Source organism: Scytonema sp. NUACC21 (assembly GCF_054684315.1).
Genome location: NZ_BAAFZH010000016.1, coordinates 1 through 14,340, shown reverse-complemented (window position 1 = coordinate 14,340; position 14,340 = coordinate 1). Strand labels below are relative to the sequence as shown.

General features: G+C 44.7%; 8 protein-coding genes and 9 pseudogenes. 7 read left to right on the top strand and 10 right to left on the bottom strand.

All coding sequences use genetic code 11. The features are described from left to right. Nucleotides 1-145: 145 nt before the first annotated feature. Complete coding sequence (locus ACYRY3_RS01050) at nucleotides 146-799, bottom strand: HAD family hydrolase (protein WP_460199990.1); 654 nt, start codon at nucleotides 797-799, stop codon at nucleotides 146-148. A gap of 43 nt (nucleotides 800-842) precedes the next feature. Next, nucleotides 843-986, bottom strand: coding sequence for a hypothetical protein (locus ACYRY3_RS01045; protein WP_460199989.1), 144 nt, complete (start codon nucleotides 984-986; stop codon nucleotides 843-845). 125 nt (nucleotides 987-1,111) lie between these two features. On the opposite strand from ACYRY3_RS01045, the gene ACYRY3_RS01040 reads away from it, so the two are divergent. The 5 genes and pseudogenes from ACYRY3_RS01040 to ACYRY3_RS01020 form a co-directional block, all read left to right on the top strand. Beyond that, nucleotides 1,112-1,510: a four helix bundle protein gene (locus ACYRY3_RS01040; protein ID WP_460199988.1), complete on the top strand. Its 399-nt coding sequence runs from the start codon at nucleotides 1,112-1,114 to the stop codon at nucleotides 1,508-1,510. After that, nucleotides 1,488-1,640 carry a Rid family hydrolase gene (locus ACYRY3_RS01035; RefSeq protein ID WP_460199987.1) on the top strand — a complete coding sequence of 51 codons (153 nt, stop codon included), beginning with the start codon at nucleotides 1,488-1,490 and terminating at the stop codon, nucleotides 1,638-1,640. The genes ACYRY3_RS01040 and ACYRY3_RS01035 overlap by 23 nt, the downstream gene beginning before the upstream one ends. A 116-nt stretch (nucleotides 1,641-1,756) precedes the next feature. Then, nucleotides 1,757-2,134, top strand: coding sequence for a nuclear transport factor 2 family protein (locus ACYRY3_RS01030; protein ID WP_460199986.1), 378 nt, complete (start codon nucleotides 1,757-1,759; stop codon nucleotides 2,132-2,134). A gap of 251 nt (nucleotides 2,135-2,385) precedes the next feature. Next, nucleotides 2,386-2,853: pseudogene (locus ACYRY3_RS01025) on the top strand (nuclear transport factor 2 family protein); the annotation flags it as partial. 57 nt (nucleotides 2,854-2,910) lie between these two features. Continuing rightward, nucleotides 2,911-4,359: pseudogene (locus tag ACYRY3_RS01020) on the top strand (cobaltochelatase subunit CobN); the annotation flags it as partial. A gap of 1 nt (nucleotide 4,360) precedes the next feature. On the opposite strand, the pseudogene ACYRY3_RS01015 reads toward ACYRY3_RS01020, so the two are convergent. Both ACYRY3_RS01015 and ACYRY3_RS01010 read right to left on the bottom strand, forming a co-directional pair. Beyond that, nucleotides 4,361-5,806 (bottom strand): annotated as a pseudogene (locus tag ACYRY3_RS01015) (class I tRNA ligase family protein); the annotation flags it as partial. Between the two features lie 132 nt (nucleotides 5,807-5,938). Further along, nucleotides 5,939-6,679 (bottom strand): dienelactone hydrolase family protein, encoded by a 741-nt coding sequence (locus ACYRY3_RS01010; RefSeq protein WP_460199985.1) that lies wholly within the window; start codon nucleotides 6,677-6,679, stop codon nucleotides 5,939-5,941. A gap of 128 nt (nucleotides 6,680-6,807) precedes the next feature. On the opposite strand from ACYRY3_RS01010, the pseudogene ACYRY3_RS01005 reads away from it, so the two are divergent. After that, nucleotides 6,808-7,230, top strand: a pseudogene (locus tag ACYRY3_RS01005) (Uma2 family endonuclease); the annotation flags it as partial. On the opposite strand, the pseudogene ACYRY3_RS01000 reads toward ACYRY3_RS01005, so the two are convergent. Next, nucleotides 7,217-8,662, bottom strand: a pseudogene (locus ACYRY3_RS01000) (cobaltochelatase subunit CobN); the annotation flags it as partial. The pseudogenes ACYRY3_RS01005 and ACYRY3_RS01000 sit on opposite strands and share 14 nt — an antisense overlap. Here ACYRY3_RS01000 and ACYRY3_RS00995 point away from each other — a divergent pair. Beyond that, nucleotides 8,661-10,112, top strand: a pseudogene (locus ACYRY3_RS00995) (DNA-directed RNA polymerase subunit beta''); the annotation flags it as partial. The pseudogenes ACYRY3_RS01000 and ACYRY3_RS00995 sit on opposite strands and share 2 nt — an antisense overlap. On the opposite strand, the pseudogene ACYRY3_RS00990 reads toward ACYRY3_RS00995, so the two are convergent. The 5 genes and pseudogenes from ACYRY3_RS00990 to nuoH all read right to left on the bottom strand — a co-directional run. Next, nucleotides 10,088-10,627 (bottom strand): annotated as a pseudogene (locus tag ACYRY3_RS00990) (condensation domain-containing protein); the annotation flags it as partial. The pseudogenes ACYRY3_RS00995 and ACYRY3_RS00990 sit on opposite strands and share 25 nt — an antisense overlap. A gap of 215 nt (nucleotides 10,628-10,842) precedes the next feature. Continuing rightward, the gene (locus tag ACYRY3_RS00985; protein WP_460199991.1) at nucleotides 10,843-11,358 is read right to left on the bottom strand and encodes a phosphopantetheine-binding protein; all 516 of its coding nucleotides are present in this window, start codon (nucleotides 11,356-11,358) and stop codon (nucleotides 10,843-10,845) included. Between the two features lie 138 nt (nucleotides 11,359-11,496). Then, nucleotides 11,497-12,174 (bottom strand): annotated as a pseudogene (aroC, locus tag ACYRY3_RS00980) (chorismate synthase); the annotation flags it as partial. A 176-nt stretch (nucleotides 12,175-12,350) separates the two neighbouring features. Beyond that, a pseudogene (locus ACYRY3_RS00975) lies at nucleotides 12,351-12,923 on the bottom strand (UDP binding domain-containing protein); the annotation flags it as partial. A gap of 153 nt (nucleotides 12,924-13,076) precedes the next feature. Beyond that, nucleotides 13,077-14,195, bottom strand: a complete 1,119-nt coding sequence (gene nuoH, locus ACYRY3_RS00970; protein WP_460199984.1) for an NADH-quinone oxidoreductase subunit NuoH — start codon at nucleotides 14,193-14,195, stop codon at nucleotides 13,077-13,079. Nucleotides 14,196-14,340 lie beyond the last annotated feature (145 nt).

Sequence of the window (14,340 nt, the reverse complement as noted above, 5' to 3'; positions counted from 1 at the left end):
GGTTGAGGAACGAAACCCAACATTTAAAGTATGAAGTATGAAGGATAAAGGATGAACGTAGGTTGGGTTGAGTAGGTAGGGCTAAAGCCCACCAAAACTCCAAATCTAAATTCTAACAATAGTAAGCGATCGCCACCCCTAGGTTTTAATCTTCATATTGCTCAAGTAAATCTGGCAATAATCTCATAGAACTAAAAACAACTGATGCGCCTGCTGCTTGCAATTTTTGTGGATTGCTGTATTCTGCATAACCAAAAACTTTCATCCCAGCGCTTAATCCCGCTTGCACACCGATTGGAGTATCTTCAACGACCACACACCGTTGTGGATGAACTTTCATTTTCTCGGCTGCATATAAGAATAGGTCTGGATGTGGTTTACCCCGTGCGACATCTGTAACACTAAATATTTTTTCCTCAAAATAGGGCAGTAACCCTGTGACACCTAGCTTGGTTTGAACCATCTCATGTATGCTATTTGAAGCTACACAATAAGAAATTTTCATTTGAGATAAAACCTCATGTATTCCCTTAATTGGCTTTAATTTTTCTGATAAGCTCTTCTTGTTGCGTTGCCTAAATTCGGTGACAAAATTATCTGGAATGGGTTTTCCAAGAGAGTCTTGAATAATTTCTAAACATGCTGTCATAGGTTGACCGACGAATGTATTAGATATATATTCCAAAGTGACCGTTAACCCAATTTCACTAAGCATTGCCGCAAAAACCGAGTTAGTGATTTGTTCACTATCTACAAGTACACCATCACAATCAAAAATAACTAAGTCAAATGGATTCATTGATTTTCCTACTTCAAACCTAAACTCATCTTCTCATAATCTATTAAAACGGGGGAATATTTGAGGAATCGGTAGGGCGATCGCTTGTGCCAGTTGCGTAAGTCCTGTTGAATTGGAGTATGGCACTGATGTTGAGTGCTTGTGTTAGTAATTGTAAACGAAGCCACGCTTGTAAAACTGATGCCACGCCAGCCCCTTTGGGGAAGTCAAAAGTTAAAAGTCAAAAGTCAAAATTAGTATTTTAAGGCTCAAAAAAAGCTACTTTAAAAATCAAAAAGTGCTATAATTTTAGCATGAAAATTAATAATTAAAATGAGTAATCACATAACGATTCCTGAGAGAACTTTTGAATTTGCTGTTAGAATAACTAAGCTTTGTTCCTATTTAGATAAACATCCGGGAACACCAAGATTGTTAGCCAATCAATTATTCAGAGCCGGAACGTCTATTGGTGCAAATATTGAAGAATCTCGCTCTGCTGAAAGTGATAAAGATTTTATTACTAAGCAATCTATAGCCTTAAAAGAGGCAAGAGAAACAAGATATTGGCTTAAGCTATTAATTAAGTCAGAAATAATATCTCAGGAGAAAATAGACAATCTTTTAGATGAATGCGAACAGTTGATTAAAATTATTGCTAAATCAATAGTAACGACTAACTACATTACAGGTCAACCTTTCGCGATCGATGGCGGATATACAAGAGGTTAACAATGTGATGGTCAAGCTATTACGTCATTACATGCCCAACCATGCCCCAATTTGGACAGAGGTCGGAGTTGCAGCTCTTGGACTTCCAAAAATGCGTATTGAAATCCGCGTCACTGCAATTGTTCCGTGAATTTTGCACAAGCGGTAACGGGGTGATTCGGCAGCTACGCTAATAAGAAGGACGCGCCAACAGAGAAACCGCTCCCGCTCCGTTAAAGCATCCACTTGAACCGAGGAGGGATTCAGATGTCAGACAAAAATAAAGCAATCTTAGAAGAGGCAAATGCGGCGATTGCTGAAGGCAATAATGAAGGATTCTTGTCGTTCTGCGCCGACGACACGCAATGGACATTTGTAGGCGACAAGACCCTTAAAGGAAAAGAATCTGTTCGCCAATGGATGGCAACGACATACATAGAACCACCAAAGTTTATAGTTGCTAACTTAATTGCTGAGGGTGATTTCGTCACGGCACTCGGCAACATCACAATGAAGGATGAAGACGGGAAAGCGGTTGATTACTCGTACTGCGATGTCTGGCGCTTTCACGGCGGTAAGATTGTCGAATTAAGGGCTTTCGTCATCAAAACCGAAATCAAGGATGAAACCAGCAGCGCGGCGTAAATAAATTGACACGAACCCGATTTGTAATTGACACGGCATACCGCTGAGGTCTTCCCCACAGCGGATCGGTCTAGCGTGCCGTCATCATTCCGTCGTTGTCAACCTGCACGGTTCCGGTGATAGTATTCTTCGTGTGATACGTCGGACAGACGCGCAACTCGTAAGAATTCAACGAATCATTGTAAGAATCTGAAAGAAGTTAAGCATTGGAATCAATACAGTTGAGATAGAAAGAACCAGGAGTATTTAACATGGTCAAAGAGCAAACAGTAGACAAACAAGCAAATGTACAAGCAACCTCCAATCTGACACCTGCTCAAGAAGCCTTGCAAGCACTCTGGGAAGAACATCTGCGGCACGAGTTTGATACTCACAACACGGAAGATACCCTCGCCACGATGGTTGAGGATGCTTACGTTAACAACATTCCAGTAATGACTGGGGGAGTCGGGAAACCAGCACTGCGCGAGTTTTATTCCAAATACTTTATTCCACAGATGCCGCCGGACATGGAGCTAACCCCAATCTCCCGCACAATCGGGACTAATCAGCTCGTGGATGAAATGGTGGCTAAGTTCACTCATACCGTTAGGATGGACTGGATGCTACCCGGCATTGCTCCCACCGGGAAACGGGTTGAAGTGCCAGTGGTAGTGATTGTTCAGTTCCGTGACGGCAAGCTAGCCCATGAGCACATCTATTGGGATCAGGCAAGTGTATTGGTTCAACTCGGTATGCTCGATCCGGGTACACTGCCCGTTGTAGGGGTTGACAGGCTGATGCTAGCTGACAAATACGTTTTGAAAGGTGTAGAGAAGCGCAATGGCTCGTCTCTACAATACAACGCACCGGTTGTTTACCCAGACATGGGAATTTGGCATCCTCTTGCTACCACGATGTATGAAGATGTCAGGGAGTACCTTAACTGGTACAGCAGCCGCAATGATATTCCTAATGATTTAAAAGACCCACTAGCGCCATGTGTTGGGTTGGTCTTGCAGCGGACGCACCTCGTTACTGGTGACGATGCTCACTATGTAGCAATGGTGCAAGAGCTAGAAGCAATGGGTGCAAGGGTCGTTGCGGTGTTTGCTGGAGGGTTGGACTTTTCCAAACCTGTAGAAGCATACTTCTACGAACCCACCACTAAGACACCACTTGTGGACGCTGTAGTCTCCCTAACCGGATTTGCCCTGGTGGGTGGACCTGCACGTCAAGACCACCCCAAGGCAATTGAGGCGCTGAAGCGGTTAAACCGTCCTTACATGGTAGCGTTACCCCTTGTTTTCCAAACAACGGAAGAATGGATAGATAGTGATTTGGGATTGCACCCAATTCAAGTGGCATTGCAAATTGCGATACCTGAATTGGATGGCGCAATTGAGCCGATAATTCTATCAGGACGGGATGGTACTACTGGAAAAGCGATCGCGTTACAAGACCGCATCGAAGCAGTAGCACAACGCGCACTCAAGTGGGCAAACCTACGCCGCAAGCCGAAGTTAAACAAGAAAGTAGCCATTACCGTTTTCAGTTTCCCACCGGATAAAGGGAACGTAGGAACTGCAGCATACCTAGATGTGTTCGGCTCAATTTACGAGGTGATGAAAGCCCTCAAGAACAACGGGTATGACGTGCCAGATTTGCCAGACAGCGCGAAAGAGTTGATGGAACAAGTCATCCACGACGCCCAAGCGCAGTACAGCAGCCCCGAACTTAACATCGCTTACCGGATGTCGGTTCGTGAGTACGAAGCACTCACACCCTACTCCCAAAGACTGGAAGAAAACTGGGGACCACCTCCCGGACATCTCAACAGCGATGGTCAAAATTTGCTGATTTACGGTAAGCAGTTCGGGAATGTCTTTATTGGAGTTCAGCCAACCTTTGGTTATGAAGGCGACCCAATGCGGTTGTTGTTCTCTCGTTCCGCAAGTCCCCACCACGGTTTTGCAGCTTACTACACCTACTTGGAACGGATTTGGCAAGCTGATGCTGTGTTGCACTTTGGGACTCACGGTTCCTTGGAATTTATGCCAGGGAAACAGATGGGGATGTCTGGAGAATGTTATCCAGATAACTTGATTGGCACAATTCCCAATCTTTACTACTACGCTGCAAATAACCCCAGCGAAGCAACAATTGCCAAGCGCCGCAGTTATGCAGAAACTATCTCCTATCTAACGCCTCCAGCAGAAAACGCTGGATTGTATAAGGGTTTGAAGGGTCAGATCCTTCCAGATACATATCTACTGGGTAGCGCAGTTGCTGGCGCTGTTCCGCCACAGCTGCCCAGGACGAACCTGAATCAAACCACACATCCATTGTGTCAGTTCCTTTACGGTAAGACCGACCGCTGTTGCGGTATTTCTCTGGCAATAACTCCTCTACAGAAAGTTCCCACCAGGTATCAGACCCTTTTTCTGCAAAGATTGCCTGGACGTAGGAGATTGTTTCTTCATTCAGCAACGGTTCTCCCGTTTCTTGGTCATAGAAAACGGGAATCGGCACACCCCAACTGCGCTGACGGGAAATACACCAGTCAGAACGTTCCGATACCATTGGCGTGATGCGATTTTCACCTTGGGCTGGAATCCATCTTACATCAGCTATTGCCTTGAGGGCTTCATCCCTAAATCCTTCCACCGAAGCAAACCATTGCTCGGTAGCCCGGAAAATAGTTGGTTTTTTAGTCCGCCAATCGTAGGGATACTTGTGGACGTAAGCTTCCTCCTTCAGCAGAGAACCAGCCGCAGTCAGCGCATCAATGATTGCCTGGTTACCATCACCAAGAACATTTAACCCAGCAAACTCTCCCGCTTCCTTGGTAAAGTTACCGTTATCATCCACAGGGGCGAGGATAGGTAGACCGTAGCGTTGCCCTACCATGTAGTCTTCTTGACCGTGACCGGGGGCAGTGTGTACCAGCCCAGTACCGGAATCAGTGGTTACGTAATCTCCACCGATGACAATAGGGCTTTCGCGCTCGAATAAAGGGTGGCGATAAGTGGAATGTTCTAAATCTTTTCCTTTGACCGTAGCTTTTACAGTCAGTTGAGTTCCCAGGACGGTAGAAAGGCGTTCCACCAAATCGGCAGCAACGATGAGATACTTTATAGAGACCGGGGATGGCGCGTCTTGACATTCCACCACCGCATAATTGAGTTCCGGATTCAGTGCAACAGCCAAGTTACCTGGAATTGTCCAAGGTGTAGTTGTCCAGATAGCGACACCCAACTCAGGCAAAAACTCACCCAAAACTGGTTTCACTGCTTCCGACAGACTTGTCATTTTGAAAGCAGTGTAGATACTGCGGGAGGTGTGACCTTCGGGATATTCCAACTCAGCTTCCGCCAAAGCAGTTTTAGAACTGGGACTCCAGTGTACTGGCTTTAGACCGCGATAGATGTAGCCTTTCAGCACCATCTGACCGAAAACACCAATTTGAGCCGCTTCATATTCCGGCTACAGTGTCAGATAAGGATGTTCCCAATCACCCCAAATACCGTAGCGTTTGAAACTTTCGCGCTGTTCATCTACCGTAGAGAGAGCAAATTCCTTTGCTTTCTGTCGCAGTTGCAAAGGCGTCAAGTTTTGCCGTTCTGCTTGCTTCATGTTCTGCAAAACTTTCAGTTCAATAGGCAAGCCGTGACAGTCCCAACCGGGTGTGTGAATACTGAGTTGCTCAAATCTTTGGAAGCAAAGGTTTAGTTGCACTTAATATTACAAAATAGTATTTGTTAACATCCTCGCCCACCATATCTAACCACTGTGGCATGGGAGGATGTCTTTTTTCAACTTTTCCTAAACTACAAACACGCGTTTCAAGAAAGCTATTATTTCAGCCCAGGCAAAGGTAGTCGCCGCAGCATCATAACGATAACCATCATCGCGCATGAAGGTGTGCTCTGCTTCATATAAGAGAATTTGATGGGGAACACTTGCATTTTCAAGGGCTTTTACGATTGTTTGACGGTCTGGTTCTGGGATGTGAGGGTCAAGAGTACCAAATACGATGAGCATTTCACCTTTAATTTCACTGACCCGGTGAATTGTATCGGCGACTCCCTGACCTAGTTTGCCACTTGGAATGCCGGTGGGATAACAGCACACAGCTGCCTGAATTTCACTTTGGAAAGCTGCCCGGAAAGATAGGTGCCCACCGATACAAAAACCTAAAGTGCCTATCTGTCCTGAAGCAACCGAACTTTCCCCTTTCAGAAATTCAATCACAGCACGGCAATCAGCATCATACCCAGCTATCGGAGTTCGGCGGGCATTATCATTACCTCGCATCCGACCAAGGTCGTCTGGTTCAATAACTAAACCAATGGGTTCAGTACGATGAAAAATTTCCGGGGCTGCCACTACATAGCCATGTCCTGCTAGATAGTTAACCAGACGAATCATTGGACTACCTAACTGATAAATATCACTGTAAAACAGGATACCGGGGTATGTTCCTGCGGCTTTGGGGGCAGCTACATAAACACGCATTAAACTGTCATCTACTCTCAATTCAACATTGCGTTTAGTGATTTGCACTTTTTGTCTCCATGTTATGTTGTGAGAAGATTTAAACTAATATAGCAATCCTATTTGAGTTGTAAAAATTATTTTTTCAAGAAATTTTGGAAGTTTTTTTATTTGGAAGTCCCCAAGTTGAGGTATGTATGACTCAAGCCCTACCCAAAGTAGTAACGTTTGAAGAGTTTGCAAATTGGAAACCAGACAATGGTCGGTATGAACTACACAATGGGGTAATTGTTGAGATGTCACAACCATTAGGTGACCATGAAGAGATTATTGTATTTTTGGTTGAGAAATTCACTTTAGAATATACTCGCCTTAATCTACCATACGGTATTCCCAAAACAGTGTTGGTCAAACCACCTGAAAGTGAATCAGCGTACTTACCAGATATACTTTTGTTAAACCGTCCTAATTTAGCAAAAGAACCGAGATGGAAAAATCAATCAACAGTTAGCTACAGTGAATCAATTCCATTAGTAGTAGAAGTTGTAAGTACTAATTGGCGAGATGATTACCTTGATAAAGCTGGCGATTACGAAGAAATTGGCATTCCCGAATATTGGAATTTTGGAAAGTGACCTCAGCTGTTTTCAAGGTCTTTTCAAAAATAGCCCGTGATTCTTCCATCGTACCGGGGTTATCGGCACTGAAGGCGAAGGACTTGCGCTTGAGGTACATTTCTTGTAACTCAGCTTCGCTTTCCCAAGTGCTGTTTTCTACTGCCAAGTTGATATTAGAGGAGTAGGAACCAGAAGCATTTGAGAATACGCGGGTTGCAGCTTGGCGCAAGTTGATCCCCATATCTTCTGCTTGCTGAAGTGCGTGTTTGCGGACAAAGTTCATTTCTAAAGGTTCATCCGCTTCCGCCGCCATCTTCACCCCTTGATCCAGCAGATTCATTTGGTTGATAAACAAGTCGCGGAACACACCAGAACAGTTGACAACTACGTCAATCCGAGGGCGTCCCAACTCTTCTAGGGGAATCAGTTCTAACTTGTTCACCCGTCCCAAAGCATCGGGAACTGGTCGTACTCCCACCATCCACATGATTTGTGCCAGGGATTCACCGTAAGTTTTGATGTTATCGGTTCCCCAAAGCACGCAAGCGATGGTTTCTGGATACTTACCGCCGTTTTCTACCATCTGACGCGCCAGCAATCTATCTACAACGATTTTTGCCGATTGTACTGCTGCTGTCGTGGGGATAGCTTGGGGGTCGAGGGCGTGGATGTTTTTACCTGTGGGCAGTACATCTGGGTTGCGGATGGGGTCACCACCGGGACCGGGAAGAATGTACTCGCCTTCCAAACCTTGGAGCAATCCTCCCAATTCATTGTCAGCGCAAACTTGCTGCAAGCAGAATTCCCAATACTCAAACAGTGGGTTTAGGGCTGTGGCATCTACCTTGGTATAACCTGCTTTGTGCAGTGCTTCTACCCAAGGTTCTTTTTTACCCATGTTAAAGAAGTTGAGCTTGGAAACGAGGGAAACTCGCCCTTCTGCGTCTGTTTGCTCTTTCACAAGGGCGGAAACAGCAGCACGAGTTGCCATTGTCACGTCTTGCAGCAATTGGACATCTTCTAAAATGCCTCTGTCGCTGTTTTGGTAGATCTCGTCAATGTTTCTTCCAACGCTATTGGCAATAATGCGGGGAAGACTGAGAATTTCTTCTTCAGGACGATCTAAGCTGGCAATGTTAACTAAAGTTGCGATCGCTTCTTCAGCCGAAGGTGGTTTACCAATAACGTGCAACCCACAGGGCAACAGCCGCGATTCAATCTCCATCAACTTGCGGTAAACTAAGCCAACAATATTATCGCGTTCTTCAGCGGTCATATCCTTGGCATCCATTTCTGGCAAGGCGATGTCCTTATCCAGATTCACCATCCGGCATTTATCCATGATGGTATTAACAATGGGAATACCGCGTCCGCCATCTTTTAAGGTTTGGTAAGAACCAATCAACTCGCTGAGTTCCTTCAAACCCTTATACGATATCTTCTGCCAAAACAGTGGTGTGATTGAAGTTACCCAGAAAAATGACATTTTGAGGGAAGTGGTCATAAAACCAGGGGAATTGCTCATGGTAGATGACCCTGAAGCTGTCATGGGTAAAGACGCTACCTTTGTTCAACCAGGTGAGGAGTTGTTGGGGCAAGTTGCTACCGAATTACGGTACATTGAGTACGTAGAATCACCGGAAGGTCCGGCACTGTTAAGCCGTCCTGTGGTTGAGTTCCCCGTACCGGAGACCCCCGATGTGCCATCTACTACCTCGGTGAGCCAACAAATCGGGCGATCGATTCAACTGCGGGCGGTGCAGCGTTTGCCTTATAAAGATTCGGAACGCGTTAAGACGGTTGAAGGTGTGGAACTGCTGCGGACTCAACTGGTGTTGGAGATTGAGACTGAGGGGGAACAGGACCATAATGCTTCTCCTTTGGCTGCGGACATTGAGTTGATTCCCGATGCGGACGACCCAGATATTCAGCGCTTGCAATTGGTGATTTTGGAATCTTTGGTGATTCGTCGCGATATTGCGGCAGATGCTACTCAAGGTAGTACTCAAACATCGCTAGAAGTAGAAGACGGACAAACGATCGCTCAAGGTGCTGTGGTTGCACGTACCCAAATTTTGTGTAAGGAAGGCGGTATAGTGCGTGGGGTACAAAAGGGAGCTGAAGCGGTTCGCCGATGCTTGGTGTTGCGCCACAGTGATTTGGTGAAAATGAACAGTATTACGGCTGTACCGAAAGTCAAGCCCGGTGAGTTGGTGGTCGAGGGTGCGGAAATTGCTCCTGGAGTTTTTGCCGAAGAATCGGGACAGGTTATACAGGTGAAAAATATTGCTGCTGAGGGGGCGGCGGCTGAATCAGCGCTTTCGACTCAGAATTACACTGTTACCATTCGTGTTGGTCGCCCCTACCGGGTGAGTGCGGGTGCTGTGTTGCAGGTGGACGACGGTGGACTGGTACAGCGCGGTGATAACTTGGTGTTGCTGGTATTTGAACGGGCTAAGACTGGAGATATCATTCAAGGTTTGCCGAGGATTGAGGAACTCCTTGAAGCGCGTAAACCAAAAGAAGCGTGTATTCTAGCACGACGCGCCGGAGAAGTCAAGATTGTTTACGGTGACGGTGATGAAGCAATTGCAGCTAAAATTATCGAAAGCAATGGTGTTGTAACAGATTACCCCATTGGACCCGGACAAAACTTGATTGTTTCCGACGGACAAACGGTGAGTGCGGGTCAGACGATAACCGATGGTCCATCCAATCCCCACGAAATCCTGGAAATCTTCTTTAACCTGGGTTCTGAGGATGGAGTTTACGCCTGTGCTAGTCTCGCTTTACAGAAAGTGCAGACGTTCTTAGTGAACGAAGTGCAATCGGTGTATCAGTCCCAAGGTATTGATATCGCTCCACAAGACCATCCATCCGTGATAACGTGGTGCATGGTCACAAGCAGAACGTATTCTTCTTCACTTAAGCGAAGTAAAGTGGCTCTGATTAAAGGTCCTTTAGCTAAATTAAAGGATTTTTTTGCTTCCTGGGCTACAAGTTGTTTCACCTCAGATTCCCAATCTTGACCAGACAAATGCTCAAGATTAATCATTGGTAAATCCCAAGTTAATTGAGGTGCAATTTCCTGTACTGGTTCTCCATTTACAAGCGTAAAAGTTGTGCGCCAAACTTCGTGGCGCTTGAGAATTTCATTCAAACTTTGCTGAATAGCTGTAATATTAAGCTGTCCTTCTATATGAAAAGCAATTGGAATATTATAAAAAGAACTCCCGTGGTAAAGCTGGTCGATAAACCATAGCCTCTGTTGTGAAAAAGATAAGGGAATATTCCTCGAGACTTGACGCTTAGGAATAGTGTCAGCTTGAAAATTGCCTCTCTTCCATTTTTCTAGAAGAGCTTTTTTCGCAGGTGATAAATTAGAGGTTTGTTTATCCATTGTTAAAAGTTATCTGAAGAGTCATTAACTGCAAGTATTCCTTTTTTAGTTAGAAAATTATTAATAAGATAAAGCAGGTATTATACCTTATACCAAATATTTACCTGTATTCTTGAATTCGTTCTGCAACCGAGCAATCGGCTCATAATTTGGAGGACTGCTAGCTAAAGACATAAACTGTTTTTCCTGTTTCTTAATAAAGGTTTCAAATCAAGTTATTTAGAAAAGTGAGAAGAAGCCAAAAGCACTTCTGCCTCCTCTTCAGATAATTCTTCAATTTTTTCCAACAGAAGTTGCTCAATCATTTCTGTCTGCTTGATAGGTATCATGGCTTGTAATAAAAGACCACGCAGTGGTAAATCTACTGGGAACTTTGCTCGCAATCGAGAAACTAGTTGGGTTGCAATAAGAGAGTCTCCTCCTAACTCATAAAAGTTGTCGTAAATACCAACTTCTGCAATCCCAAGTACCTCTTGCCATATTTCCGTAACTTGTTTTTCCAACTCATCTGTCGGAGCAACATAGGAATTACTAAGATTAGGTCTGAAGTAGCGTGATAATGAATCTAATTTCTTGGAAGATTTTAAATTTGCCAAAGAGTCGAAGTTAAATATATGCTTATTTCTAGCATTGATGTCTACTGTAGAAACAATAAGATGAGTCCCTTCCTTTAAAAATAATATTCGTTTAAATACTTCTACAGCTTCTTTTGGAGTAATGGCTAATCCCATCTCAGATGCTTGCTCAAGTGTTTTTTGTTCTTGGGCTACATTCAGTTGTAATTTGTCCCAATTTATAGTGTACCACGGCAAAGAATAGGTTTGGTTGTGACGATTAGTAAAGGTATCTATGAAATGATTAGCTGCTGAATATAAGCCTAAGCCCAAACCTTTGGGGACATTCCGTGCTACACACTCCACCACTCCGCCGATGGAATCCCCTTTTCTACCAGTTTGTTCAATCAGTTCAATCATCCGTTCTGCACATTCAGCATCAGGACACCGGACGATATTACTTTCCACTTGCTCTAAAGTCACAGCGTTTGGATCGATATCGCCTTCTAAATCTTTGATACGCTTGACATAAGCTATTACTTCAACATTAGCAACTTGACGAAGAATTTTTTTGGCGATCGCACCTGCTGCAACTCGTCCAATTGTTTCTCGTGCCGAGGATCTACCACCACCTTGCCAATTACGAATGCCATATTTGGCGTCGTAAGTTGCATCTGCATGGGAGGGGCGATACTTAACAGACATCTCATCATAATCCTGGGAACGGGTATCTTTGTTACGCACCAGGATTCCTATTGGCGTTCCAAGAGTTTTCCCTTCAAATACTCCAGACAGAATTTCGCAGGAATCGGCTTCCTTGCGAGGAGTTGTAATCTTACTTTGTCCGGGACGCCTTCTATCTAATTCTACTTGAATCTCCTCAGGAGAGATTTCCAGTTGCGGAGGACAACCATCAATAACGACTCCCACACCGCCGCCGTGGGACTCACCAAAAGTAGTGACGCGAAACAAATGCCCAAAAGTATTGCCCATGACGTTGAGAATGTAGCATCAAGCGCTTGTATTTTACCTTGTTGTATTCTCTCACTACCAATAAAGAAACGCCATGATTGTCATTTACTCATTTCTTTGACTTTTTTTGCGAATTGTTGCAATTTGGCGGGTAAAGCAAAATTCCCAGGCAACCGCCTGGGAAACATAACACTCAATTATCGACCGACACCCACGTATTGAAAGCCAGCACGTATCATTGATTCGGGGTCGAGATAATTACGACCATCAATAATCACGGGGTGGTTCATGAGTGTAGCCATTTTGGTATAGTCCAAGTTTTTGAACTGTTGCCATTCTGTCACTAGTACTAATGCATCACAGCCATCAGCAAGTCTTTCAGCATCGGTTTCCACCAACACTCCGGACAAACCATGACGCATACCGGTTTGGGAAACAATGGGGTCATAAGCTTTCACTTTTGCTCCCAAGCGGTTCAGCTGCTCGATAATGTTGAGAGCAGGCGCGTCACGCATATCATCGGTATCGGGCTTAAAGGTTAAACCCAACAATCCAACAGTTTTACCTTTGAGGATTTTCAGGGTTTGCTGGAGTTTTTCAATTGCAATCAGACGCTGGCGTTCGTTAACGCTAACAGCGGATTTTAGCAACTGGGCTTCATAGCCGTAGTCATCAGCAGTGTGAATGAGAGCTGCAACGTCTTTCGGGAAGCAAGAACAACCCCAACCAATACCAGCGTTTAAGAATTTGTTACCGATGCGGGAGTCTAAACAGCTTGTACCGCTTCTTTGGCATAATCACCAACTTGTTTTAGGAACTTCAACATGTTTCGTGTCTCTCTCTTCTTAGGATTTGTCCGGTGTTCTTTGTCCTTTGTCATTTGTGAGAGTACTAATGACAAATGACAAATAACTAATGACTAACTAACCACCAAAAGCGACGGGGAAGGCTAGTTTCAGGGCTGCGGTTAGTAGCAAGTTAACCAAACCCACAGGTAGCAAAAACTTCCATCCTAAATCTAACAATTGGTCAATGCGAACCCGTGGTACTGTCCACCGTACTAATATTGCTAGAAAGACGAGGAAATATGCTTTGAGTACGGTCATGGTGATTCCCAATGCGGCGGTGACAACCTGCAAAATGGGATTGAGTTCGCTCACCCCAAACCAACTCGCTATCAGGTTAAGGGGAATGGGGAAATCCCAACCGCCCAGGTATAGAACTGCAACCAGCAGGGCAGAAAGAACTAAGTTGACGTAAGAACTCAGGTAAAACAAACCAAATTTCATACCCGAGTACTCTGTCTGATAGCCAGCTACAAGTTCTTCTTCTGCTTCGGGTAAGTCAAAGGGCAATCTTTCGCATTCAGCAAGGGCAGCTATCCAAAAGATAATGAAGCCAACTGGTTGCCGCCAAACGTTCCAGCCAAGAATACCGTAACCGGATTGTTGATTGACAATGTCAATGGTGCTGAGGCTGTTAGACATCATCGCTATAGCCAACACCGCCAGTGCCAAAGGAATTTCATAACTAATTGATTGTGCTGCTGCCCGTAAGCCTCCCAAAAGAGAGTATTTGTTGTTAGATGAGTAACCAGCCATTAACAAGCCAATGGGCGCAATGCTAGACAAGGCAATCCACAAGAATACCCCAAGCCCGACATTTGTAATCACTAGGTTCTGTCCAAACGGCACTATTAAGTAGGACAGAAACACTGGAATTGTCACGATGATAGGACCGAGGGTGAACAGCAAAGCATCTGATTTCGCTGGCACCACATCTTCTTTAAAAACCAGCTTGAGACCATCTGCTACAGGTGCTAGCAAACCAAAAGGACCAATGTACTCAGGACCAATCCGCTGCTGTGCCGCTGCTGAAATCTTTCTTTCTAGCCAAACGCAAACTAGCACTCCTACCGTAGCACCAATAATCATCAGTCCCATTGGTAATGGCATCCAAATGGCTTTAGCTGCACCTGCCGACAGTCCTAAATCCATTAGGGATTGAATAAACGTTCCTTGCAGATCAATTCCTGAATTCATGTTTCCTGCTCTTTACGTCATCGATTCTTGGCTATTTACAACTATCCACGTATGTTAATAACTGTAAATTCACCCCTTAATATTTCTGCCTCAATCATGCAAAATTTAAGATTTTTTGCGATTCCCATGCCTAGTATATCGTTGG

Excerpts from the sequence above, each read along its gene's own strand:
- ACYRY3_RS01035 (WP_460199987.1), top strand. The coding sequence starts at position 1,488 with ATGGCGGATATACAAGAGGTTAACAATGTGATGGTCAAGCTATTACGT.
- ACYRY3_RS01050 (WP_460199990.1), bottom strand. The coding sequence starts at position 799 with ATGAATCCATTTGACTTAGTTATTTTTGATTGTGATGGTGTACTTGTA.
- nuoH (WP_460199984.1), bottom strand. The coding sequence starts at position 14,195 with ATGAATTCAGGAATTGATCTGCAAGGAACGTTTATTCAATCCCTAATG.
- ACYRY3_RS01040 (WP_460199988.1), top strand. The coding sequence starts at position 1,112 with ATGAGTAATCACATAACGATTCCTGAGAGAACTTTTGAATTTGCTGTT.
- ACYRY3_RS00985 (WP_460199991.1), bottom strand. The coding sequence starts at position 11,358 with ATGGGATTAGCCATTACTCCAAAAGAAGCTGTAGAAGTATTTAAACGA.
- ACYRY3_RS01030 (WP_460199986.1), top strand. The coding sequence starts at position 1,757 with ATGTCAGACAAAAATAAAGCAATCTTAGAAGAGGCAAATGCGGCGATT.